Below are 24,188 nucleotides of genomic sequence, written 5' to 3'. Positions count from 1 at the left end.
TTTTAGTTGGTTTGATCTAGCCATTTGACAGCCTGATCAAGGAAAGTTGTTTTGCTTAGTGCTGTTCCTCCCTGAAGCATAGGATCAACGACATTTTCATTGATGTGCCCATTTTTCACAGCTTTTAGGCTGTTCCAAATTTTATTTCCCTCTAAGTCCTTCAATGCATTTGGATTCGATGAGTTTTCCTCTTGGGAGAACTGAACAAAGATATAGTCAGGATTGAGTTCACCTAGGCGTTCCAATGAAATCATTGCTTGTGCTTTGGCTTTTTTGATATCACTTGGTGCTGTAAACCCTAAGTCCCCATATAAAGTAGAGTTGAAGTATACGTCTTCAGGGTACACGTACAGGTCGCCCTGTCTAATGCGTAAAATGACAGCTGTTTTGTTGTTGCTTTTGTCTTTCAGGGTTTCTTTCGCTTGTTTGAGATCTTTCTGATAATCAGAAATGATGCTTTTCGCTTCTTCACTTTTTCCAGTCAGTTCACCGAGTAATAAAAGGTTACTTTCCCAGTCGGAAGAGACATGTGATACTGGGATCGTCGTTTGGACTTTATCTAGTTTTTTAATTGTTGCAGGCGGGAACTTGGTTGATCCGAGTATCACGTCTGGTTTTAGTTTTAAGATTTTTTCTAGGTTTGGTTCAGTTTTTTCCCCAATGCCTTCTGTTTTTGCTGTAATGTCTTTAAATAATTCAGGGAAAGTGCCGCCGACAGTAGAAGCCCCAATAGGGTCGATACCAAGTAGTTTTGCATCTTCCATCGATTCTAGGCTTCCAGCAATGACGATTCGTTTCACTGGTGTTTTCAGTTTGTACGTTTGATCTAAGTATTTGATATTTGTTTCTGCTGCTTCAGCTGACTTGCTTTTGGTTGTGTTGGAAGCCGGTTTATTTTCTGCAGCACCACAGGCTGCTGCGATGATCGTCATGATACAAAGGATAAGCAATGCGAACCATTTTTTCATTTGTTTTCTCCTTTAACTGATAATTGTTCTCAATTAAAGATTGTAGTAGTCATTCGTCCTTTTATCCATAGACAATGATCTGTCTAGTGATGGACTTTTTACGGAAAAAAAGATAAAAGGTCCTGAATGACTCGTTGATGACTGGCTGCTGTGTATTCACGCCAAGGGTCAGAAGCGAGTGGATAGACGGCTTGTTGCGTCACAGCCTTGAGATTTTGCCAAGCCTCCTGTTGCTTTAACTTTTGATAAAAAGCAAGGGTTTTTGGTTCTTTATGCAACAAAAGGAAGATGGCATCTGGGTCTAACTGCTGTATAGAGTGAATGCTGATTTTTTTTTCGATGAGCTGGCCATCATTCTGAAAAGCTGGCAGAAGGCCAATGTCATGAAAAATTACTTCTGACAAGGTGCGATTGACAGATAAGTAGAGCTGATCTTGAAAGATACGAAGAGGCAGGACGGTTCTTGGTGGATGATCAATAACGCATTCCTTTTTCGCTTGATTAACGAGTTCTTCGTAATGAAGCAGCCATTCTTCTGCTTCCCTCGTTTCGTTTAAGAACAGAGCTGTTTGTCTGAATTGAGTGCGCCAATCCAATTGTGTGAATGGAACAAAGTGAACAGGACAGATGGTTTTCAACGCTTGTTTTTCTGCCTCTGTCACATGATCATTGGCAATGATCAGCTCAGGTTGTGCTTCCTTCAATTGCTGTAAATTGGCTTCAGCGTGCTCGTTGATACGATGTGCACTCAGATGGATCGGAATTTCTTCTGCATAATGCTCAAAGTCATGTGCTGTCCATTTAGGGTGAAGAGGGGCAGCATATGGGAGGATATGAATAGGTGTGAGCTGCCCGAGTATGGAATGGCCATAGGCAGCCATTTTCCGTTGACGGCTTTTCATATAAGCAGAAGGAGTGATACCCGTTTTTTTCTTAAAGATGCGGCTAAAGTAATAGGGGTCTTGATAGCCGATGTCCTGTGCAATGTCTTTGAGCTTTGCATGACCTTTCGCCATTAACTGTTTGGCTCTAGCCAGTCTTTTCTTGGTGATATAATCAGTGACACTCACATCAAAATGCTTTTTAAATAGCTCGCTGTAATGATTGGCGCTGATACCAGCCATATGAGATAGACTTGTAAGGCTGAGAGGTTCTTCGGAATGTTGATCGATATATTGTTTTGTTTTGAAAAGGGCGTGTGTTGTGTCACAAATGTCTTCTTTATGCAGTGTGAAAAGCTGCAGGATGAGCTGTTGAAAAAGGGTTTGGCTTCTAAAAAAGCTAATGGATTCAGGTTTTTGCCATTCTGCTGTCATGTCGGACAGTAAAGAATGAATTTGTTCAATCGAGCTAATATCGATAAATTGCCATACATTCAGTAAAGATCGGGCTTGTTCAGTTGATACTTCTTCTATGCTTTGACCTTGTGACGCGTACATTTGAAAGCGAAACAGATAGAGCTCGTGTTTTTGATAAGGCTCTGTTTTCAACATAAATGTTTCCCCAGGCATCATCGTATAGAGTGTCAGATTTTTCAATCGCCATCTTTGATCATTCAATGTAAGTAAACCATTGCCGCTTATGCTAAAGAGGAGGCAGAATGTATCTGACAACTGCTGCTCCGTATGTGGAAGATCTGCATTATTTATTTTTTCAGTATATGTTAATCGATAAATGCATTGTTCAGCATTTACCTTTGTACATAATTGATGATTGTTTCCCATAAAACCACCTGATCTCTTATTAATTGATAAATATTCTCAATTGAATTGTATCAGAAAGAGCTGGAAAATGGTGTGTTTATTCTGTCAAAAAAGCACCCTGATGGAGATCAGGGTGCGTAGGGTATAGAGAAACACTTGTATTCGTTGTCCGTCCTGCGCCTGTGATAAGGGCAATCTTTTGAGATAGGTCACTATGTTTCGTGTGTTCACTAGCTTTTTTTCATATCTGTGGTTGTTAAAGGATCATCATGATAGAGTGCAAAACGAAAAGCATAATTCATCAGCACTGGCAAAACGGACGTATGTCCTTCTTCAGGGAACTCGTGATAGGCCGTATGCAAGCCGTATGGCGATAAAGGCAACATTCGATTTGCTAGTGAATGGGCATGATCATTCATTTGACATGGATGATGTTTTTCTAACTCACCTACACCTACAAGCAGCCTGACATCCATAGGCACCTGACGTATATAGTTGGTGAATTGGTGTTCTTTTTCTAGAAATAATTTTTTGTTCCAGTGGATAGAAGGGCTCCCTGCAATATATGTCTGATAAGCATCAGGGTGCTCAAATAGTGTGTGTAATACAAAAAGACCGCCAAGAGAATGCCCAAACAGTGTTTGACGACTTTGGTTGATTGGAAAGCGTTGTTCGATATAGGGCTTTACCGTCTTTTCTAAAAAAGAAAAGAAAGTAGAAGCGCCGCCATATGTATGGTTGGAGAAGTCCTTTCTTTTCCTCCCAATGGAAGCATCAGGGGCGGTAAGAGTGAGATCATAATGCCTAAGCGGATGATAGGGTTCTTCTGTTTGATAGCCAATTCCAACAATGATAGCAGGTGCGACACCTGTTTTTTCAGGTCTTCTTGACTGTAAACGGATGGCTTCGACCATTGTGCCAAAAAGTGAATTCCCATCAAGCACGTACATGACTGGAAAACCAGTTGCGGGAGGAGTGGTAGTCGGTTTAAATATAAAAAGTCTGTATGGGTGTGCTGTGATATCTAGTTGCTCCGTCCCAGGTATAAAAAAGGGACGGCTTTCTCCGAAAAGTGAATTCTCAGTACCCATTCCTTCAGGGCGTTTCAACATATATAAAAATTCCCTTCCTCAAAATGATCCTCATATGGTGATAAAAGCAGACTTGTGAATATTGGTTGGATGAGAGTATTACCTGAAAACTTCAAATGAAAATGATTCTCAATTATCATGTGAGCAAACCAAATAATAATAGTTATTAATTATAAAGTCAAATGTTCATAAAGTTGTATAAATGTTAATTTTGTCCAATTAATTGATACGGCCTGCTCTGCTTCTATATTTTGCGTCGGCAGCCGGTCATCGAGAAGTTCCGCCATACCAAGCACCGTCCTTTCATACAAAAATACACTACTCTTCTTTTTAACATTTTCATTCATAACAAAATGAAATGGTCAGTCAAGGTTCTGCTAGAGAGCGTGTTGAAAGAGGAGGGGCTGTTTTAAAAGTGGCGAAATAACATATAGCATCAAAAATGAGGCAATAAAAAAAGTAAGGGATGTGCCCTTACTTGTTGATCAATTGGTGTATATATCTGTTAACATCATTCACTTAAAATCCATCTGTGACATCATATTCGTAACGGATATCGGCTTTGACATTGCTCATAGTAGATCTCGCCGTAGCTTTTGCGTTGTACTTAAAGCTCCATTTTTGAGCGACTCTTAATTGATCATCCAGAGATATACGATAAGAACCACTTGTTGCAGAGGAGAAAAGTGATTGATACCAAATGTTACTATCACTAGCCATCAGTTTGTGTGTGACATTCCCTTGGTTGGGTGTTTGAGTGCTAGTTGTCGTAATTGATTTAACTACAGCGCGTTTAGGAACTGTGGAATTATTCGTTAAATCCATTGTAATGACTGAAGAGTCAACTCCTAAAAAATTTAAAGAAGAATTCCCCAAGTTCGTAGCAGTCCCTGTAAAATTGAATGTCCCATTTCCAGATTTAATACGATCTTCAATGGAAACAGTAAAATACATGTTACCGGTATATGTACCACGGGTTACTTTCACAAAATACGTTTCTGAAGTTGAAGTCACGTCACCAGTATTTGCAAAAATAAAAGGCGTTACTGAATCAGGATTTATAACTTCGGATCCTGTCCTAGAATATTTCGAATTATACACCTCGATGTTCATCCCTGTATATTGCTTATTATATGAACTTCTGACATAAACTCTTTCACCTTTATTGATCGTAAACTGATAATACGCTTCATTTTCACCTTCAGGTAAGATTGTCGTGTCTGAACGACTATTTTTCCAATATCCCATTGAACTTGCAGTGTTAGGGCTGTTATTCCCCGTAATTGCTGCTTCCGCTGAAGTAGGTGCAAAAAAACTAGTAACAAGCGCCAATAATAATGCTGGTAATAATAAACGTTTAAAGATAGTATTTGTCATATATTAACCCTCCTTGTAATAATTACTATATCGACATTGAACTAACAAATTTTAACTGAAATGCCGATATATTTAATAATCACTATTTTCTTAAAAAAGGAGAATCAAAATGAATATTAATACTTCATATACAGCCCGTGCTTCGAACAATTTGAACCAAATAGACGCTAAAGGTCAATCAGCTATTAAAAGTACAAACGAAGTGATGACCGAATCTGATAGACGAATGAAAATATTAGATGAAAAATACGAAAAAATAAATGAACAAAATAAACGATTCAAAGATCCTCAGAGTCATATATATGATAAGTATCGAAATCCATACTCTTCTTATTTCAGAAGTGATCTAACTAAAGTGGAGAGAGAAGCTGCTTATACGATGGAAATGAGTTGGGCAAGGAATAATAAAGGTGGACAATATGACTTCAATGATGCTATTTTCCGTAATGAAAAACGGTACGATCCTACCCAAGAAAGTGTAGAAAAGAAACTATTAAATCGTCAGAAGGTGAACGAACAACTGCAAGCTTTGTTTTCTACCAATGGTTTGAACATTCCTAAAAATGCTAATTTAACTTTTACCATTGATCCGAATCATTTTAAATTAGTGGTGAGTGGATCAACTGACGAGTCGCTGGTCAAACAAATAGAAGACATATTGAATACAAGCAACAATACCAGAGAACTATTTTTTCATATTATGAAAAGTAGAAATGATGATTCGACTCAATTCACGCCGGATACACTTGCAAAGTTTCACCTTGTCAATCAAATCAAAACGGTAACAGGCTACAATTTAAAAGATTTAAGCATTGTAAACGGTCAATTTGTAACGGATACCGGAGCGAATATTTTCGATATCTACAAAGAAGAACTTCTGAAAAACCCATACACAGCAGAAAATGCCCGTATTGCTGCATCACATTATGGTGCACAGCTCTTTGATCTAGCGAAGAACGGGTATGATTCTATTCCTGATTTGGTGCTATCTATTGGGTATGAAAACGGGTCTTTATATGACATTGGACAAAAGGTGAATTACGGAGTTAAGAAAACGATAGATTAAAAAACGCACCTGATATTTTCAATATTTGATCATGTGCGTGTTCATGCCATGTTGGAGTATCGATCACATGTGTGAACAACATCAGCTACAAATCCCATTAGCGATACAAAGGACTCTATAACAATTTATGTTACAGAGTCTTTTCTATTTGAAGTGTGTTGTTTCGCTGTTCAATGAAACAACCACATGGTAATTTTGACTATAGTTGATGTTTTTCACTTTTTTATTGATGAAAATGTTAAAATGATGAGTAGCGTATTTTTTTATGAAAGGACGGTGCTTGGCATGACGGAACTTCTCGATGACCGGCTGCCGCCGCAAAATATAGAAGCCGAGCAGGCCGTATTAGGTGCTGTTTTTTTAGAACCATCTGCGCTAACGCTCGCTTCTGAAGTATTAATTCCAGAGGATTTCTATAGAATGTCGCATCAAAAGATTTACAATGCGATGCTTGTACTTGGTGATAGAGGGGAACCGGTTGACCTTGTCACGGTGACATCAGAACTTGCCAATACAGACTTACTAGAAGAGGTAGGCGGGATTTCGTATTTAACAGATATTGCGAACTCTGTCCCAACTGCCGCAAACATTGAATATTATGCAAAAATTGTAGAAGAAAAATCCATTTTAAGACGTCTGATCCGTACAGCGACAACCATTGCACAGGATGGATATACGCGTGAGGATGAAGTAGAAGATCTATTGAGTGATGCTGAAAAAACCATTATGGAAGTGGCTCAGCGTAAAAACTCAGGAGCTTTCCAAAACATTAAGGACGTTCTTGTTCAGACATATGATAATATTGAACAGCTTCATAATCGAAAAGGTGATATCACTGGGATTCCAACGGGTTTCTCAGAGCTTGACCGGATGACAGCTGGCTTCCAGCGAAATGACCTGATTATTGTAGCGGCTCGTCCGTCCGTAGGGAAAACAGCCTTCGCGTTAAATATTGCACAAAACGTTGCGACCAAGACAGATGAAAGTGTCGCCATCTTTAGTTTAGAGATGGGCGCTGAGCAGCTGGTCATGCGTATGCTTTGTGCCGAGGGAAATATCAATGCACAAAACCTAAGAACCGGTAACCTCACAGAAGAGGACTGGGGTAAGCTGACAATGGCGATGGGTTCGCTATCAAACAGTGGGATTTTCATTGATGATACACCTGGCATTAGAGTCAGTGAAATTCGCTCGAAATGCCGCCGTTTGAAGCAAGAAAACGGGCTTGGCATGATCCTGATTGACTACTTACAGCTCATCCAAGGGAGTGGACGATCAAGCGATAACCGTCAGCAAGAGGTATCTGAAATTTCTAGGGCTTTAAAGTCACTAGCAAGAGAACTTGAAGTGCCAGTCATTGCCTTATCACAGCTTTCTCGTGGGGTAGAGCAGCGTCAGGACAAACGTCCGATGATGTCTGATATTCGTGAATCAGGAAGTATTGAGCAGGATGCCGATATTGTGGCGTTCCTTTATCGTGATGATTACTATGACAAAGAATCAGAGAATAAGAACATTATTGAAATTATTATTGCGAAACAGCGTAACGGTCCAGTTGGAACGGTATCACTGGCGTTCGTGAAAGAATATAACAAATTCGTCAACTTAGAAAGAAGATTTGACGATGCGGGTGTTCCGCCCGGTGCTTAAAGCCCAGCTCAAGAAGCTGGGCTTTTTTTGATCCATCTACATCGAAAGAATGACTGGAAAACAGTCGAAATGAGGAGGAGTGGGAGAAAAAGAGAGCGTATACTAAAGGGAGAGAAAAGGAGTGATGACTGATGAAGTTTCAACAATTCGAAGCCGCTCAATTACGCATCGCACGTCCGACCGTCAACATGAAAGAGGTTGTTTCTTTTTATGAAGAAGGTTTAGGGCTGAAACGAATAGGCTCATTTGATCAGCATGAAGGGTATGATGGGGTCATGCTTGGGCTTCCTCACCAGCATGTTCATCTGGAAATCACCAAACATGAAGAAGACGAAAGCTTGCCTGTTCCCCACCCAGAGCAACTGCTTGTATTCTATATTCCGGATGAAGAAGAATTTCAGCAGATGAAAAAGAGACTGATCGCATCTGGCGGACGGCATGTCACCTCTACAAACCCGTACTGGGATCGAGGAGGCGTGACGATTGAAGATCCAGATGGATATCGAGTGGTGCTCATGAATACAGAAGGAATTACACCTGATTAAGAAAGACTCCCATCTTGTGAGAGTCTCAGATTGTTAGGAACGAGGCGTGACACGGAGCTTCAGTGCTTTTAGTCCATACATACCGCTGCTTGTCATTGGGACGTAAGAGAGAAGCTCTAGTGATTCATATCGTGACTGTATGGCTTTGATGGCAGTGCAGGCTTCCAGGCGAGCAAGTGGTGCGCCTAGGCAGAAATGAATGCCGTGGCCGAAGCCAATATGAGGATTAGGGTGCCGGTGTATATCGTACTCATGTGCGTTTGGAAATTGACGCTCATCCCGGTTCGCAGACGCAAGAAAGACAATCACACTGTCTCCCTTTTTCAAGACTTTCCCTCCAAGTTCGGTGTCTTCTGTGACATACCGGACGATGGTAGGCGCAGGGGCACGAAAACGGACAGCCTCCTCCACAGCACGAGGAATGAGGTCAGGTGATTGAGCGAGCGCTTCATACGACCCCGGATTTTCTAACAAACTAAAGATCATATTGGAGATCAGGTTGGTGGTCGTTTCGTTGCCTGCTAACAGGAGCAGATTGCAGAAAGGAATTAATTCGTCTGCGGACAGCTTGTCTCCATTTTCCTCCGCTTGAATTAAAAGCGAAATCAAATCATCACTAAGGTTCTGCCGCTTCTCTTCAATGATGTCAGCAAAAAACGCCATCATGTCCGCTTCGCTTTGATCCCGTGTTTTCTGCCATTCAACGACATCTCTTTCTTCTTCACTTTTAGGCATGCTGACGAGAATATCGGACCATTCTTTAAAGGATTGTTTATGTTCTGTTGGCACACCTAAAAGCTCTGCAATGACAATCACAGGAAGCGGATAGGAGATGTCTTGAACAAGATCAATCTCTTCCTTACCTTCTATTTGTGCAATGAGATCATCCATTAACTCTTTAATGCGTGGTTCCCACAATTTCATCACCCGGGGTGTAAAAGCTTTGCTTACAATGGAGCGGATTCGTGTATGTTTTGGCGGGTCCATCATGACCATTGTTTTCATCAGTGAATGTTTCCGGTGGTCTTGAGGAGGTTGACTAGAAAAGGTATCTTTATCGATGGTGACGCGCTTTGCTTCTTCATAGGTGAAGACACTCCATGTTTGGCTGTGTTCATCAAAATGAACAGGAGATTCTTGACGCATTTTGGCGTACCAATCAAATGGGTGATACGGGTCCTGCTTATTTTTCCCTCTTAATAACGCTTTTTGAACGGCACTAGGTGTTGTTGTTTCCATGATCATCACTCCTTATGGGTTGTCAGATGATTCCTTTTTTTCACTGTGTTAGATTTAAAGGTAATTCATCAGGAGAAAGGATTCAACCAACAGAAAAGCGAAATCTGTTGAAGAAAATGGGAAGGGGAGAGCGGCTTGTGGCGGACTGCTACAGAGGGGATAAGCGCGCAACTGAATCAAAGCAACAATTAAGAAAAGCATTATTTCAGTTATTAAAGGAGAAGGAATGGGGGAAGATTTCTGTACAAGATTTGACGAACAAGGCAGGAATCCACCGCACCACCTTCTATCAGCATTATGAGGATAAGTTTGACTTAGCTCAGCAGGTCATGGATGAGATGTTTGATGTCATGAAAACCGCTATTTTTGCTCCTGTACATGAAAATGAGTGGAAGAGCGATCATGCAGCATATGTGTATATTTACCGCTTTTATCAGCATTTGCAGGAACATGAAGAGGAGTATCAGATTCTCTTGAAAAGGGGAAGAGAGCTTAATATTCATCAGACGGCCAGTGCTTTTTTTGAAGAAAGCTTTACTTTAGGGCTAGAAGAAGTCACAGGTTCACCACCTGATCCACAACACGTTCCTCTCGAGATGCAGAAGCAATTTGTCATTTCTGCTTATGTTGGAACAGCTGAGTGGTGGCTGAGAAAAGGCAGACCATATTCACCCGACTTTATGGCAAGTTCGATGATTCAATTGATTGAAAATCACTGAACAAACGGAAATGAGAAAAACAGTAATTTTGATCGAAATCTTCTTGTTAAGCGTAGAATGAGCAATTAAAGCGCTTTTCCTCACATGTAAAACGAACAAAATTTGATTTCGAGATATTAATGTTCGGATTTCACGTTGACTTTTTCAGTGTGCATTGATAAAATAAATGTGTTTGAAAGAGATAACGTTTTGAAAGGTTAACGGAGGTGCACGATATGTCTTCAGTAGTCGTAGTAGGTACGCAGTGGGGTGACGAAGGGAAAGGGAAAATTACCGATTTCCTTTCAGAAAATGCAGAGGTGATTGCCCGTTATCAAGGGGGAAACAATGCAGGTCACACAATCAAATTTGATGGAGTGACTTACAAGCTACACCTCATTCCGTCCGGTATTTTTTACAAAGAGAAAACTTGTGTCATCGGTAATGGAATGGTGGTTGATCCTAAAGCGTTGGTCACTGAGCTTGCGTATCTTCACGAACGGAATGTGAGTACAGATAACCTCAGAATCAGCAATAGAGCCCATGTCATTCTGCCTTATCACTTAAAATTGGACGAGGTAGAAGAAGAGCGGAAAGGGGCTAACAAGATCGGTACGACGAAAAAAGGAATCGGACCAGCTTATATGGACAAAGCTGCCCGCGTCGGAATCCGTATCGCAGATTTATTAGATCGTGAAGTATTTGAAGAGAAGCTTGCCCGTAATCTAGAAGAGAAAAATCGTCTTTTAGAGAAAATGTACGACACAGAAGGCTTCAAAATTGAAGATATTTTAGATGAGTATTATGAATATGGTCAGCAAGTGAAAAAATATGTCGTGGACACATCTGTTGTATTGAACGATGCTCTAGATGAAGGCCGCCGTGTTCTTTTTGAAGGGGCACAAGGCGTTATGCTTGATATCGATCAAGGGACATATCCGTTCGTGACGTCATCTAACCCAGTGGCTGGAGGCGTGACGATTGGTTCTGGTGTAGGTCCTACGAAAATTCAACATGTGGTCGGCGTATCAAAAGCTTACACAACTCGTGTAGGTGATGGCCCATTCCCGACAGAACTCCATGATGAAATTGGCGATCAAATCCGTGAAGTTGGCCGTGAATACGGTACGACAACTGGCCGCCCGCGTCGTGTTGGCTGGTTTGACAGTGTTGTTGTCCGTCATGCGCGCCGTGTGAGCGGAATTACAGATTTATCTCTTAACTCCATCGATGTACTGACAGGGATTGAGAAATTGAAAATCTGTGTTGCTTATAAATTGAACGGAGAAATCACTGAAGAATTCCCAGCAAGCCTTAATGAATTAGCGAAATGTGAACCTGTCTACGAAGAAATGCCAGGTTGGACAGAGGATATTACAGGCGTGAAGAATTTAAGTGAACTGCCTGCAAATGCCCGTCATTACTTAGAGCGCATTTCACAATTAACAGGTATTCCACTTTCTATTTTCTCAGTCGGACCAGACCGTTCCCAAACGAACGTTGTCCGCAGCGTGTACCGTCCATCATTATAGACTGATCAGACACCAGTAAAATCACACATTTTACTGGTGTCTTTTTTTGTTTAAATATTCCTTAATTTCTACGGAACGCTCTTCCTGTCATTACCAAAATATGATAACTGTATAAAAGGGAAGGAGCGTTCTAGTGAAAGAAAGAATACGATTATTAGATATTTTACGAGGTTTTGCGATATTAGGTACATTGGGTACAAACGTCTGGTTTTTTGCATACGCAGGGGATACCTTTGCGACAGATCAGATTGCGGATGAATATGAAAATGGTAGTTTTCTTGAAAGTCTTGTCTCTATGTTCGTTTATGGCAAAATGCTATCGTTGCTTACGATCATGTTTGGTGTAGGGCTAGAGCTGAAATACCAGCAGGCGAAAAGAAAAAATATGACTTGGCCGGGTACATATTTATGGATTCTTTTATTCTTATTGATTGAAGGCTTTGTCCATTTTGCGCTAGTGATGGAATATGATGTGCTCATGAGTTACGCCGTCACGGGTTTGCTTGTGGCGTTTATTGTCCGTGGAGGAAGTCGGCGCATCAAAAAAGGCATGATTGTCTCGGGTGTCATTCATTTGTTGGTGACGGCTTTTCTCGTTGTATTTTCTTTCTCTGAATTGGAAAATGAACCCTATGACGAGAGCAGTGAACCAGCGTACGAAGAACAACTGCCGGAGACATGGATATCTCAAGTTCAAGACCGATTACAGCACTTTTTGATGTATCGAGAAGAAGCGATCTTTATTATCCCAATGAATACCTTTTTGTTTTTATTAGGTGTGCGGATGATGAGAGCCGGTGTATTTTATGCAAATGAGCGTGGGCAATCTCTGCGGAAAATATTGTTCCGAATGGGTTTGTGGATTGGACTGCCGCTGAATGCGCTCGTCTTCGTACCAAATGACATAGTAGAATTTGTGGTGCGCTATGTGTTTTCGCCATTCCTCTCTATTTTCTATATTGCTGTCGTGGCGAAGCTTCTAGCACGCACGGAGTCATGGTTCATGTGGACTTGGTTTGAATATGTAGGGAAAATGGCGCTTAGCTGCTATATCCTGCAAAATGTCATCTGCTCGCTTCTTTTTTACAGCTGGGGATTGGGTCTTGGCGGTCAAATCAATGCGCCCCTTATCGTCTTGTCATGGTTGTTGATCTCCCTGCTGCAAATCGCGATTTCAGCCCTTTGCTTACACGTCTGGCGAATTGGGCCAATGGAGTATATCCGATCACGGGCACTTCGCCGTGTGACAATGAAGAAAGCATCTTAAAGGGGAATAGATACAATGTTTTTCAAAAAAACGACGAAAAGAGAACAAGCCAATGCACAAAAAGCAGCAGGATCGGCGTTTGTTTTTTATCTTCTAGCATTAGGAGGACATGCGTCTTACGCTTTTTTTCAAGGTGAGAGTACACCTGTGACTTTTGTGATTTTAATGACAGGTCTTCTTGTGTTTTTCACCGCAGATTGGCTATACAATAAAAAACATTCATAAAAAAGAAGCCCTCTGATGAGAGCTTCTTTTTTATTTTAGGCTTTTATATTGGCCTTTTAAATTTTTACGAATGTATTGAATGATTTTGCGCAGTTCGTTGGCATGCGGTCTGCCAAATGGACTTGTTTGTCTTTGCTGATAGAGGACTTGGCCTTTTTCATTTAATAAGAAATAGGCAGGTTCTCCGTGCACCCCGTGATCTTCATATGGGGCATCTTCCCCGTGATAGAAGACTTCATAGGCTTTCAATGATGTGAGGTCTTGGTCAGACATGATGGGGAAAGAAAGTCCCTCTTTGTCTGCAAATTCTTTTAAGTCTTCAGGATTATCCGTTGAAATCGTCATTAAGTGAATATCCTTTTCTTGAAAATAGGATTGCTGTTTTTCCAGCTCTTTTAATTCCTCGACACATACTGGGCACCATGATCCTCTAAAGAAAACGATAAGGTGCCAGCTTTGATGCTCCTCTAAATGTTTGTAAAACTCAATGTGATCGCCCTGCACTGTTGGCAGTGAAAAATCGGGCATTTTATCTCCTAATTTAAATGAACTCATCCTATGCTTCCTCCTTTTTCAATCACCATGCTGTTTGTTTCTTGTATAACCAATATTGGTCGGAATCAAACGTTTCTGTGTGCTGGATTGGGCAGTAGCCATTGATTGAATGAAGGCGCTTGCAGAATTAGGCGATTTAGCAGAAGATATCAAATCCGACACTTTTTTTAAAAAAATGTCGAAAAACGTATTGCCATATGTAATTACTCTATGATATTATAAATCTCGTTGTTGCAAAGGTCTCTGAAACTTGTTAAGATGCGATTTTCCAGCTTTTAAAGCGATTGGTTTGACGCAATACAGCTTCTTCAGATTCACTTTTCACAAACCGAGAGCCATTAGCTCAGTTGGTAGAGCATCTGACTTTTAATCAGAGGGTCGAAGGTTCGAGTCCTTCATGGCTCACCATGTTTTGGCCCGTTGGTCAAGCGGTTAAGACACCGCCCTTTCACGGCGGTAACACGGGTTCGAATCCCGTACGGGTCATTGATTTACTTTAGCGTTAAGCTAATTTTTCCTCACTTGCTTGAAGGAGCACCACGATTGCTTTTTCGGGCAAGTTACTGAGGTCCGGTAGTTCAGTTGGTTAGAATGCCTGCCTGTCACGCAGGAGGTCGCGGGTTCGAGTCCCGTCCGGACCGCCATTTATACATATTCATCTTTTGATGATGGCTCGGTAGCTCAGTTGGTAGAGCAACGGACTGAAAATCCGTGTGTCGGCGGTTCGATTCCGTCCCGAGCCACTTCCAAACGCATCTGCAATCGCAGGTGCGTTTTTATTATGAAAAGAAGGCATAAAAAGGGAGAAGCCGGACCTAGGTAGGGCCCGGCTCCATAAGAAGAAGACGTTACATGTATATAGACGTTTGGTGACTGGAAAAGTTTCAATAAAAAAGGAAAAAGTCATCAAATCTTTTGGGTGAAGTTCTTCTATCCAACGTTTACTAGCAAAGAAAGCCGTTATTATTTTTATCTTTGCCTCGTAAAACGTTATAATAGACAGTGAGCCTTTTTTTCGTAAATGAAAAGGGCGTAATGAGACATGCAAAATGGAATGACATAGATGCTAAAAATGCAGGAGGAAATCACAATGGAAAAAAAGATTCTTGTCGTAGATGATGAAAAGCCGATTGCGGATATATTGGAATTTAACTTAAGAAAAGAGGGCTACGAGGTTCATTGTGCGTATGATGGAAATGAGGCCCTTGAAATGGTAGAAGAAATTAAGCCAGACATTATTTTGCTCGACATTATGCTGCCGAACAAAGATGGTGTTGAAGTATGCCGTGAAGTGAGAAAGAAATATGACATGCCGATTATCATGCTGACAGCAAAAGACTCTGAAATCGATAAAGTCATTGGTCTTGAGCTTGGCGCGGACGATTATGTCACAAAGCCATTCAGTACACGCGAGCTGCTTGCACGTGTAAAAGCAAATTTAAGAAGACAGACGGCTGCTCCGCAATCAGAGGAAGAATCTGAATCAAATGATATCGAGATTGGTTCACTTGTGATCTACCCAGATGCGTATGTCGTGTCTAAGCGTGACGAAACGATTGAGCTAACGCATCGTGAGTTCGAATTGCTTCATTACTTAGCGAAACATATTGGACAAGTCATGACACGTGAGCACTTACTGCAAACGGTTTGGGGCTACGATTACTTCGGAGATGTCCGTACAGTAGACGTGACAGTCCGCCGTCTTCGTGAAAAAATTGAAGACAACCCTAGCCACCCGAGCTGGATCGTGACAAGACGAGGCGTCGGCTACTATTTAAGAAACCCAGAGCAGGACTAAGATTCTTATGAGTAAAGTAGGTTTTTTTCGCTCGATTCACTTTAAATTGACCTTGATTTATGTGCTGCTGATCATTGTCGCCATGCAGATTATTGGCGTGTACTTTGTGAAGCAGCTAGAGCAGTCCTTAATTAATTCCTATGATAATTCCTTGAATCAGCGAATCTACTCGTTATCGTATTACCTAGAACAAGATTCATCGAAAAGCAAGGCAGAATTAAAAGAGGATGCTCAAAAGATACTAAACGATTTTAACAACAAAGATGAGTCTAATGAAATTTCTGAAGTCAGCTATATTGACGAAAGCAGAGAGGTCATTGCCTCTGTGAATAACGGCAGTCAAGAGATTGCCGGGAAGAAAATCACAGATCAAATCATTAGCCGTATTTTCGCGGTTGGCAAAGACTACGAGAAAAAATTCTATGACCCAGAATCGAATAAACGAGTCCGCATATCAGCGACAGCCGTGAAAAATGAGAACCAAGAAACTGTTGGTGTCATTTATGTGGTCTCATCCATGGAAAGTGTTTTTAACCAAATGCGAACGATCAACACCATTTTGGCGACGGGTACACTCATCGCACTTGGGACGACCGCTCTACTTGGTATATTCATATTCAGAACCATTACACACCCAATTTCGGATATGAGAAAGCAAGCGATCGAGCTCGCCAAAGGGAACTTTTCCAGAAAGGTCCGAAAGTATGGACATGATGAGATTGGTCAGCTAGCGACGACATTTAACCATCTGACGAGAGAGCTGGAGGAAGCGCAGCTGATGACAGAGGGTGAGAGGAAAAAGCTTTCTTCTGTTATCGCCTATATGACCGATGGCGTCATTGCCACGAATCAAAACGGGGCCATTATTCTATTAAACAGCCCGGCACTAGAGCTTTTGAATGTTTCACGTGAAACAGCTCTAGAGATGCCGATCACATCCTTGCTTGGCTTAGAAGAAACTCATACATTTGAAGATTTAGTCGAAAATCAAGACTCCATGCTGCTAGAAATTGAACGCGAAGATCAGTTGTCTGTTTTGCGTGTCAATTTCTCAGTGATTCAGAAAGAGCATGGGAAAATTGATGGTTTAATTGCAGTCATTTATGACGTAACCGAGCAGGAAAAAATTGATGCGGAACGTCGTGAATTCGTGGCGAACGTATCGCATGAGTTGCGCACACCGCTTACGACGATGCGAAGCTATCTTGAGGCACTCGCTGAAGGTGCGATTGGTGATAAAGAGCTTGCGCCAAGGTTCCTCAGTGTCACGCAAAATGAAACAGAGCGCATGATTAGACTTGTGAATGACCTGCTCCAGCTGTCTAAATTCGACAGCAAGGATTATCAATTCAATCGTGAGTGGACGAATTTTATCAGGTTTATCTCGCTCGTCATTGATCGTTTTGAAATGACGAAGGAGCAGCATGTCGATTTCATCCGCAACTTGCCGCAGCGTGAAATATATGTGGAAATTGATCAAGATAAAATCACTCAGGTGCTCGATAATATCATTTCCAATGCTATGAAATACTCGCCAGAGGGTGGACACATTACGTTCACTGTCGATTTGGATGAGGAGCAAGGTCTTGTGTTATTCAGTGTCAAAGATGAAGGAATCGGTATTCCGAAGAAGGATATGGATAAAATCTTTGAACGTTTTTATCGAGTGGATAAGGCAAGAACAAGAAAGCTTGGCGGAACCGGCCTAGGCCTTGCGATTGCAAAAGAAATGGTTCAGGCTCATGGCGGAGATATTTGGGCTGACAGCATTGAAGGAAAAGGAACAACGGTAACCTTTACCCTTCCGTACAATGAAGAACAAGAGGATGATTGGGATGAAGCGTGAGACCTTTAAAACCATTATATTGACAATCCTAATTGCGATCAGTCTTGTGTTTACGTGGAATATTTGGATGTTCCAGCCCGTCATGCAGGATCAGGCGGATGCCGGCACACAGGTCGTGGAAACGAAGAAGATTTCAAGCGACGAGCCTCGGAGTCTCATTGATGTCGTGAAGCCGCGTGAGATGTTCATCCATTCCAATGGAGAGCATTTCAAAGTAGATCAAAAGGAACTCTTCCAAAACTTTTGGAATGATGTGAGCCTGTGGGATGTCAAAGAGATTGCTGATGTGTCGGACCAATATTCCGAGCAGAAATTTAAGAATTTCTTCTATGGACGCGAGGGGCAAGGCAAAACATTGGATCTTGTGTTCAATGATCCGATTCCGATTGATATTTTCCAAGCGCTGTTTAAATGGCCGAATAAATCCATTGAATACAACTCGTTTGACCGGATGATTGTGCCGTTCGCTCAGCCGGATAAGGCCAATAAGAAAGTCTATTTGGTTTCATACAGCAAGGAATCGGTGCTTGAGCTAACGATTGAATCTGCCAACTATCGTAATCTGATGGATAGTATTGCAGCCGCTCAAAACGAGATGCCGCGCTATGATCTATATACTTTCTCTACAAATTCAAAACGAGATTTCCTGCTGCCGCAGAAGCAAAAGCAGCTTGAAGCGAAAATGTTCTTTATCGAAACGATTAAGACAAGCAAATTCAAGGACGCTTTGTTTACAGACCCAAGTCTAGTTGGGGAGGAGTCTAATTTAAACCGGACGGTGTATACAGATGGAACGAGTCGTCTTGAAGCAAATCAAAAAGACCACCGCATCCAATATCAGCATCGTAATATCAATTCTAGTACCGTATTCCAAACGGGGGATTTGATCAAGCGAAGCGTGAAATATTTCAATGATACTGGAAGTTTTACCGATAATTATCAATACTTCGGCATTAACAGCAACCAGCAGCTGTCCTTTAATATGTTTATGGATGGACTGCCGATCGTCAACAGCACAAAACATCCATTTGGTATGACATCACTTGAAGTACAATGGGCGAATGATGACATCTTAAGTTATAAGCGTCCAAACTACATTCTCGGCAACAAAGCGAGTCAGAGTGAACAGGTCAAACTGATGAATGGGACAGAGCTGAAAAACTTGATCATCAAGCAGACGAAGTATGATGACTTAGAGAAAATTGAACAGATTTTCCCTGCCTATCAAGCGACATCCACGGCATCAGATCAGGATCAAGCGATGTTTGTCTGGCTAGAGCCGGTATGGTGTATGAAATATAACGGAAAAACCGTCATTTTATCGAATGATTTGCTGACAGAGGGGAGCGAGAATCATGGAGTGGAATAAGACCAAAACGATCTTTATCCTAGCCTTTCTCGTTCTCGATATCTTTCTAGGTTTTCAATACTTTGAAAAGCGATCAACCGATCATTTTGCGATTATCGAAAAAACAGATACGCTGGAAGAAATGAAGGCAGACGGAATCAAATATGGCAATCTATCAGATGAAGCGAAGATTGGATACCGCATTACAGCTGAGAAAAAGCAATATACGAAAAAGGATGTCGACGGATTAGCTGATCAAAAGACGAAAAGCACATTCCCGAAAACCGAGAAAGATGATCCTGTCACCCTGCTTGAAATGACCTTCAATAAACCAGTTGCATTGCCGAAAAAAGATATGAAAACAGCAGCGACCAATCTTGTGAGCCAGCGTTTACTGGATGGTAAGAATTATAAGCTCTGGAGCATCGATGAAGAAACAGGTGAAATCGTCTTTTTCCAAACGTATAAAGGAAAATACATCTTCCAAGAAGGTCTTGATGACACCGAAACCATCGGGAAGATCACATTGGATGTGAACGATCAAAACGAGGTCGTATCGTATCGGCAGTCGATGGTGACATCGATTAATGAAGTGAGAAAAGAAACCCTTGTCCCGGCGCTTGAAACGGTGAAGGACCTATATACACAAAATATGCTGAGCCAAAACACGACAGTGAAAAAAGTGGAGCTAGGCTACTACACGCAATACCCAGGTGCAAGCACTCAAGTAATGGTTCCTGTATGGCGAGTAGAGATTGAAGGCGTGGCAACTGGTTCAAAGAAAAAGACAGAAGAAGAATATTTGATCAATGCCATTGATGGCTCAACACTTGATCATATAGAGAAAGAAGACAAATCTTCATTGGAGTGAGAGAACATGAGCTTGCAGTTCAGTGTACTAGCGAGCGGAAGTACGGGGAACGCTTTTTATTTAGAAACAGACGAGCATGCTTTTTTAGTAGATGCGGGCTTAAGCGGCAAACAGATGGTAGAGCTGCTTGGTCAAATCGATCGCAAGCCGGAAGACTTGGACGGAATTTTTGTCACACACGAGCACTCAGATCATATTAAAGGACTCGGTGTGATGGCAAGAAAGTACAAGCTTCCTGTTTATGCAAATGCAAAAACATGGAAGGCGATGGAGTCACATATTGGGAAAGTGGATACGGAGCAGAAATTCCACTTTGATATGGAGACGGTTCAATCATTTGGCGGACTCGATGTTGAATCATTTGGCGTATCACATGATGCGGCAGAGCCCATGTTTTACGTATTCCATTATGGCGGGCGTAAACTTGCCCTTATGACGGATACAGGCTATGTGAGTGACCGGATGAAAGGGATTATTAAATCAGCCAATACGTTCGTATTTGAGAGCAACCATGATGTCGGCATGCTGCAAATGGGGCGCTACCCATGGAGTATTAAACGCAGAATTTTGAGCGATGTCGGACACGTATCCAATGAAGATGCAGCTCTTGCTATGACAGACGTGATTGGAGACGCCACCTCACGCATTTATTTGGCCCACTTGAGTCAAGACAACAACATGAAGGACTTAGCCCGTATGGCGGTCCAGCAGACGCTTGAAATGAAGGGCTTTGTTGTAGGGGACGGCTTTGATTTATATGATACGGACCCGAAAAAAGCAACCCCGCTTTGCGCCGTATGATTTTTACAATCGTATGATTAAGATAAGAGCTTCTTACCAACACTATATACATCATCTATTCACTGAAAGGAAGGAAACATAGTGGATTATCGCGATGTAGAGTGGAAGCCGAGACGAAGCAGAAAAGGATATTTCCTATCTGGTCTGATCGGTGTATTGGTAGGAGCTTTTTTAATGGGATTCTTTTTCCCCTATGTGTCTGGCCAAAGCGGCAGCCCCTTTGGCTGGCAGTCAACTGGAGATCAGCAGGCATCAGATGGCCCTTTAAAGACCGTCAATGTGAACGTGAATGATGCGGTCACAAAAGTGGTATCGAGTATGTCGGATACGGTTGTCGGCGTCATTAACATTCAAAAGTCGAGCTTTTGGGAAGAAGGCGGTGAAGCAGGCAGCGGGTCAGGTGTGATTTATAAAAAAAAGGGTGACACCTTTTATATCGTGACCAACCATCATGTCATCAAAGGCGCAAACCAGCTTGAAGTGAGCCTTCAGGACGGGACAAGGATCGGGGCAAATCTTGTCGGCAGTGATCAGCTTATGGATTTAGCGGTACTCACGGTCAAAAGTGATAAGATCAAGAAAACCGCCACTTTCGGCAATTCAGACCATGTCAAACCAGGTGAGCCTGTCATCGCCATTGGAAATCCATTAGGCCTTGAATTTGCTGGCTCCGTCACACAAGGTGTGATTTCTGGAACGGAGCGTGCAATCCCTGTTGATTCTAATGGTGATGGACAGACGGATTGGAATGCGGAAGTTTTGCAAACGGATGCCGCCATTAATCCTGGGAACAGCGGCGGAGCCTTGATCAATATGGATGGCAAAGTGATCGGTATCAATTCAATGAAGATTGCTGAGTCAGAGGTGGAAGGGATTGGGCTGTCTATTCCTGCGAATCTGGTGATCCCTGTCATAGAGGATTTAGAGCGCTATGGAGAGGTGAAGCGTCCGTACCTTGGTGTTGGGATGAAATCACTAGCAGATATTGCGAGCTATCATTGGCAGGAAACGTTAAAACTGCCATCAAAGGTCACAACCGGAGTCGTCGTGATGAGTGTCGAGCCTTTGTCTCCAGCAGGAAAAGCGGGGTTAAAAGAGCTGGATGTCGTGACGTCGTTTGACGGCAAGGAAGTACAAAACATCGTCGATCTGCGTAAATATCTTTATCAAAAGAAAGTAGGCGACAAGGTAAAGGTGCAATTTTACCGAAGCGGAAAGAAAAAATCAGTCGAGATCAAACTTTCCCAAACCGATCAGTTCGGTGGCTAGCCAGTTCCTATAAGGGACTGGCTTTTTTTACATGCCCGGCATATGATAAAGAAAAGGGGGAGATACGATTGGTCACATTACTACCAATGTCGCAAACAGATTATGACGTCTTGATAGAGAAGGCCATTAAGCGGTACGCAGAAGAAAAGGTACACGCAGGGACATGGAATCAGGAAGAAGCGCAAAAGAACGCAGAGGAACAATTTGACCGGCTGCTTCCTGAAGGACTTCAGACAGAAGATCATGAGTTGTGGAACATCTTACATGGAGAAGAAGCCATTGGATGGGTATGGCTTTGCTATGATCCAGATCATCCCCAGCATGAAGGATTTATTTATAATTTTATTTTGTTTGAAGCGTATCGAGGAAAAGGATTGGCAAAACAGGCCATGACGGCATTAGAAGAGCAGGCAAAGTCATTAGGTGTGAAGAAACTATCGCTGCATGTCTTTGCCCATAATCAAATCGCCCGCTCACTTTATGAGAAAACGGGATTTGCTGAGACTGGGATTTACATGAGCAAACCTTTATAAAAAAAGAGAAGTACCGTGCAGTGAGCGTACGGTACTTTTTTATGTTGACATCATGGCATCTTGCGCCGTGACTCGGTATAGGTCGACTTTGCATTTCACAAACGCACGGATGATGGCTGGGACTTGAGCTTCTGAACGAATCAACAATGAGGTCTCGTCATCTCTGATCACAAGGTCTGTTCCCACACTTTGTAAGTACTGCGTGAGAACAGGCTTCACCTCATCATCAATCCATGCATGCTTGAAGGTGGCACGAATGGTTGAGGACGTGATGGTTTTCTCTTGAGGATGAGTACTTGAGGACACGATTTTTCCTTCAGATATGAAAGCTGTTTTGGTACAAATAGGCTGGGTGAACCTTGGCTCGTCTGCTGTTAAGAAGACGGTTTTTCCTTCAAATTTTAACGATTCAATCACCCGCTGGATATGTAAGATAGAATCTGCATCAATATCCGCAAAAGGCTCATCAAGTAAAATAAAGTCAGGCCGATGAGCGATGGCCTGAGCCATTCCGAGCCGCTTCTTCATCCCAGGTGTAAAGGCACCGACTTTCTCTTGATGATAACGATGTAAGCCAACAAATTCGAGTAATTCTTCATAATAGCTCGTTTTCTGGCGAGTACCCGTAATTTTCGATAAATAGGCAATATGCTCAATAGCAGTCAGCCCTTCATATAAATCTGTATATTCAGGCAGAACACCGATATGATGACGTACTTTTTTTAACGACGTCATGTTCATCATGATAAACGTGCCAGAGGTGGGGCGGGAGATCCCTGTAATGATATTAAAGAAGGTTGTCTTACCAGCACCCTTCGGTCCAATGAGGCCGAAGATATCCCCTTGATGGATATCAAGATCAATATGATCTATTGCGACTTTTGTCCGATATTTTTTTGTGAGCCCTTTTGTGTGAAGCACTTAGACATCCCTCCTCTGAAACAGTAGTGCAGTTCCAACGAGTAAGACAACAGTCAATGCGGCATTCATCAGCACATAGGTCAGCGGTTCACTCCAGCGCGCATAATAATAAGGCGTCACGTATTGGAACCAGTGAATCAACCGTTCTGAAGAAAGAACAGACATCATGCTCATGATTGGAAATAGAAAGGAAAACAACATGCCAACAAACATCGATTTCTGTGGTGTTGGAAAGAGCATGGACAAAAACAAAGCACAGGAGATGCCGACACTGATAAACGTTAATATTTTTAAGGCATCAGAGAACAGAAAACGATGTGAAATCACCATATTTAATATATATGTGGTCATAATGCAACTGAGCCAAAACAGCATCAGCCCAAGATATTTCCCGATGACAATGTTTAAACGGGTCGTTTTGCTGACGAGAAAACGAATGGTTTTCAAATGAATTTCGCGGCTCAAAATATCATGAGATAATAAAAAAATAAGGAAGAAACCAAATAACGAAATCACTAGTTCATTCCCAATGGAATAAGGGTCCTTTGCCTGTTCCCACTTTCCTTGATAAGCAGCTATAAATGGAAGACTTGATACAAAAGTAGATAAAATGAAAATAATAACAATTGTTAAGATGGATTTTGTGCTTTTGAAGAGCTGCTTAAATTCATTCATACAGATGGTCCACACACACTGTACCTCCCTTCATCTTTATTATACCGCTAGAAAAGAAAGACACCATATCTCGCTCTTTAACATTTGCTTAAATTTTATAAAAAAGAAGACTCTTCCAGAACAGTTAACTCATTTTTAAAAATGTTCAGAAAAATATCTTGATTTATCAAAAAACATCATGTATGATAGCTTTAATTCAAGATAGTTAAA

The 24,188-nt window shown here is 41.8% G+C and carries 22 protein-coding genes, 4 tRNA genes and 1 other annotated feature (1 of these 27 cut by a window edge); of the genes, 18 read left to right on the top strand and 8 right to left on the bottom strand.

Translation table 11 applies throughout. The features are described 5' to 3' along the window. Window positions 1-2: 2 nt before the first annotated feature. The 4 genes from MKY11_RS19565 to MKY11_RS19550 all read right to left on the bottom strand — a co-directional run bounded on the left by MKY11_RS19565 (window position 3) and on the right by MKY11_RS19550 (window position 5,139). Entirely contained in the window at window positions 3-968 is a 966-nt protein-coding gene (locus MKY11_RS19565) for an iron-hydroxamate ABC transporter substrate-binding protein (RefSeq protein ID WP_035704087.1), read from the bottom strand. A gap of 98 nt (window positions 969-1,066) precedes the next feature. Continuing rightward, entirely contained in the window at window positions 1,067-2,692 is a 1,626-nt protein-coding gene (locus MKY11_RS19560; RefSeq protein WP_274660415.1) for a helix-turn-helix domain-containing protein, read from the bottom strand. Between the two features lie 209 nt (window positions 2,693-2,901). After that, a complete protein-coding gene (locus MKY11_RS19555; RefSeq protein WP_274660416.1) occupies window positions 2,902-3,783 on the bottom strand; it encodes an alpha/beta hydrolase-fold protein in 882 nt (293 codons plus the stop codon). A 498-nt stretch (window positions 3,784-4,281) separates the two neighbouring features. Continuing rightward, complete coding sequence (locus tag MKY11_RS19550) at window positions 4,282-5,139, bottom strand: hypothetical protein (RefSeq protein ID WP_160758309.1); 858 nt, start codon at window positions 5,137-5,139, stop codon at window positions 4,282-4,284. Window positions 5,140-5,248: 109 nt separating this feature from the next. Here MKY11_RS19550 and MKY11_RS19545 point away from each other — a divergent pair, with 109 nt between their 5' ends. From MKY11_RS19545 to MKY11_RS19535, 3 genes are all read left to right on the top strand, one after another. Beyond that, a complete protein-coding gene (locus MKY11_RS19545) occupies window positions 5,249-6,205 on the top strand; it encodes a DUF4885 family protein (protein ID WP_138279238.1) in 957 nt (318 codons plus the stop codon). Between the two features lie 285 nt (window positions 6,206-6,490). Continuing rightward, on the top strand, window positions 6,491-7,855 hold the full coding sequence (dnaB, locus tag MKY11_RS19540) for a replicative DNA helicase (protein ID WP_003214779.1): 1,365 nt from the start codon (window positions 6,491-6,493) through the stop codon (window positions 7,853-7,855). Between the two features lie 131 nt (window positions 7,856-7,986). Beyond that, entirely contained in the window at window positions 7,987-8,400 is a 414-nt protein-coding gene (locus MKY11_RS19535) for a VOC family protein (protein WP_024718459.1), read from the top strand. A gap of 33 nt (window positions 8,401-8,433) precedes the next feature. On the opposite strand, the gene MKY11_RS19530 is transcribed toward MKY11_RS19535, so the two are convergent. Further along, window positions 8,434-9,639 (bottom strand): cytochrome P450, encoded by a 1,206-nt coding sequence (locus MKY11_RS19530; protein WP_342501721.1) that lies wholly within the window; start codon window positions 9,637-9,639, stop codon window positions 8,434-8,436. A gap of 137 nt (window positions 9,640-9,776) precedes the next feature. Here MKY11_RS19530 and MKY11_RS19525 point away from each other — a divergent pair, with 137 nt between their 5' ends. The 4 genes from MKY11_RS19525 (at window position 9,777) to MKY11_RS19510 (ending at window position 13,361) form a co-directional block, all read left to right on the top strand. After that, window positions 9,777-10,358 carry a TetR/AcrR family transcriptional regulator gene (locus MKY11_RS19525; RefSeq protein ID WP_285891435.1) on the top strand — a complete coding sequence of 194 codons (582 nt, stop codon included), beginning with the start codon at window positions 9,777-9,779 and terminating at the stop codon, window positions 10,356-10,358. Between the two features lie 215 nt (window positions 10,359-10,573). Next, the gene (locus tag MKY11_RS19520) at window positions 10,574-11,869 is read left to right on the top strand and encodes an adenylosuccinate synthase (RefSeq protein ID WP_007497400.1); all 1,296 of its coding nucleotides are present in this window, start codon (window positions 10,574-10,576) and stop codon (window positions 11,867-11,869) included. 133 nt (window positions 11,870-12,002) lie between these two features. After that, window positions 12,003-13,136, top strand: coding sequence for a DUF418 domain-containing protein (locus MKY11_RS19515; RefSeq protein WP_342501720.1), 1,134 nt, complete (start codon window positions 12,003-12,005; stop codon window positions 13,134-13,136). Between the two features lie 15 nt (window positions 13,137-13,151). Beyond that, entirely contained in the window at window positions 13,152-13,361 is a 210-nt protein-coding gene (locus tag MKY11_RS19510; protein ID WP_024718463.1) for a hypothetical protein, read from the top strand. A gap of 30 nt (window positions 13,362-13,391) precedes the next feature. On the opposite strand, the gene MKY11_RS19505 is transcribed toward MKY11_RS19510, so the two are convergent. Further along, window positions 13,392-13,916 carry a peroxiredoxin family protein gene (locus MKY11_RS19505; RefSeq protein WP_039170410.1) on the bottom strand — a complete coding sequence of 175 codons (525 nt, stop codon included), beginning with the start codon at window positions 13,914-13,916 and terminating at the stop codon, window positions 13,392-13,394. Window positions 13,917-14,248: 332 nt separating this feature from the next. On the opposite strand from MKY11_RS19505, the gene MKY11_RS19500 reads away from it, so the two are divergent. The 11 genes from MKY11_RS19500 to MKY11_RS19450 all read left to right on the top strand — a co-directional run bounded on the left by MKY11_RS19500 (window position 14,249) and on the right by MKY11_RS19450 (window position 22,382). Then, a tRNA-Lys gene (locus MKY11_RS19500) sits at window positions 14,249-14,324 on the top strand. A gap of 6 nt (window positions 14,325-14,330) precedes the next feature. After that, a tRNA-Glu gene (locus MKY11_RS19495) sits at window positions 14,331-14,402 on the top strand. Window positions 14,403-14,483: 81 nt separating this feature from the next. After that, window positions 14,484-14,560, top strand: a tRNA-Asp gene (locus MKY11_RS19490). Window positions 14,561-14,586: 26 nt separating this feature from the next. Further along, window positions 14,587-14,659, top strand: a tRNA-Phe gene (locus MKY11_RS19485). A 347-nt stretch (window positions 14,660-15,006) separates the two neighbouring features. Then, window positions 15,007-15,714, top strand: a complete 708-nt coding sequence (gene yycF / locus MKY11_RS19480) for a response regulator YycF (RefSeq protein WP_017359978.1) — start codon at window positions 15,007-15,009, stop codon at window positions 15,712-15,714. A gap of 7 nt (window positions 15,715-15,721) precedes the next feature. Further along, entirely contained in the window at window positions 15,722-17,560 is a 1,839-nt protein-coding gene (walK, locus tag MKY11_RS19475) for a cell wall metabolism sensor histidine kinase WalK (RefSeq protein WP_007497390.1), read from the top strand. Beyond that, a complete protein-coding gene (gene yycH, locus MKY11_RS19470; RefSeq protein WP_024718466.1) occupies window positions 17,550-18,929 on the top strand; it encodes a two-component system activity regulator YycH in 1,380 nt (459 codons plus the stop codon). The genes walK and yycH overlap by 11 nt, the downstream gene beginning before the upstream one ends. After that, window positions 18,916-19,779 carry a two-component system regulatory protein YycI gene (yycI, locus tag MKY11_RS19465; RefSeq protein ID WP_024718467.1) on the top strand — a complete coding sequence of 288 codons (864 nt, stop codon included), beginning with the start codon at window positions 18,916-18,918 and terminating at the stop codon, window positions 19,777-19,779. The genes yycH and yycI overlap by 14 nt, the downstream gene beginning before the upstream one ends. 6 nt (window positions 19,780-19,785) lie before the next feature. Then, on the top strand, window positions 19,786-20,580 hold the full coding sequence (locus MKY11_RS19460) for an MBL fold metallo-hydrolase (protein WP_007497388.1): 795 nt from the start codon (window positions 19,786-19,788) through the stop codon (window positions 20,578-20,580). 81 nt (window positions 20,581-20,661) lie between these two features. After that, window positions 20,662-21,849: a S1C family serine protease gene (locus tag MKY11_RS19455; RefSeq protein ID WP_342501719.1), complete on the top strand. Its 1,188-nt coding sequence runs from the start codon at window positions 20,662-20,664 to the stop codon at window positions 21,847-21,849. A 68-nt stretch (window positions 21,850-21,917) separates the two neighbouring features. Then, complete coding sequence (locus tag MKY11_RS19450; protein ID WP_017368440.1) at window positions 21,918-22,382, top strand: GNAT family N-acetyltransferase; 465 nt, start codon at window positions 21,918-21,920, stop codon at window positions 22,380-22,382. Window positions 22,383-22,421: 39 nt separating this feature from the next. On the opposite strand, the gene MKY11_RS19445 is transcribed toward MKY11_RS19450, so the two are convergent. After that, on the bottom strand, window positions 22,422-23,303 hold the full coding sequence (locus tag MKY11_RS19445) for an ABC transporter ATP-binding protein (RefSeq protein ID WP_017359972.1): 882 nt from the start codon (window positions 23,301-23,303) through the stop codon (window positions 22,422-22,424). After that, window positions 23,304-23,993 carry an ABC transporter permease subunit gene (locus MKY11_RS19440; RefSeq protein WP_008347476.1) on the bottom strand — a complete coding sequence of 230 codons (690 nt, stop codon included), beginning with the start codon at window positions 23,991-23,993 and terminating at the stop codon, window positions 23,304-23,306. Window positions 23,994-24,185: 192 nt separating this feature from the next. Beyond that, window positions 24,186-24,188, top strand: a binding site (T-box leader) (it continues 268 nt past the right edge of the window).

It is taken from the genome of Bacillus sp. FSL W7-1085 (assembly GCF_038595035.1).
Classification (GTDB): domain Bacteria; phylum Bacillota; class Bacilli; order Bacillales; family Bacillaceae; genus Bacillus; species Bacillus altitudinis.
This window is presented reverse-complemented; position numbering and strand designations above follow the sequence as displayed.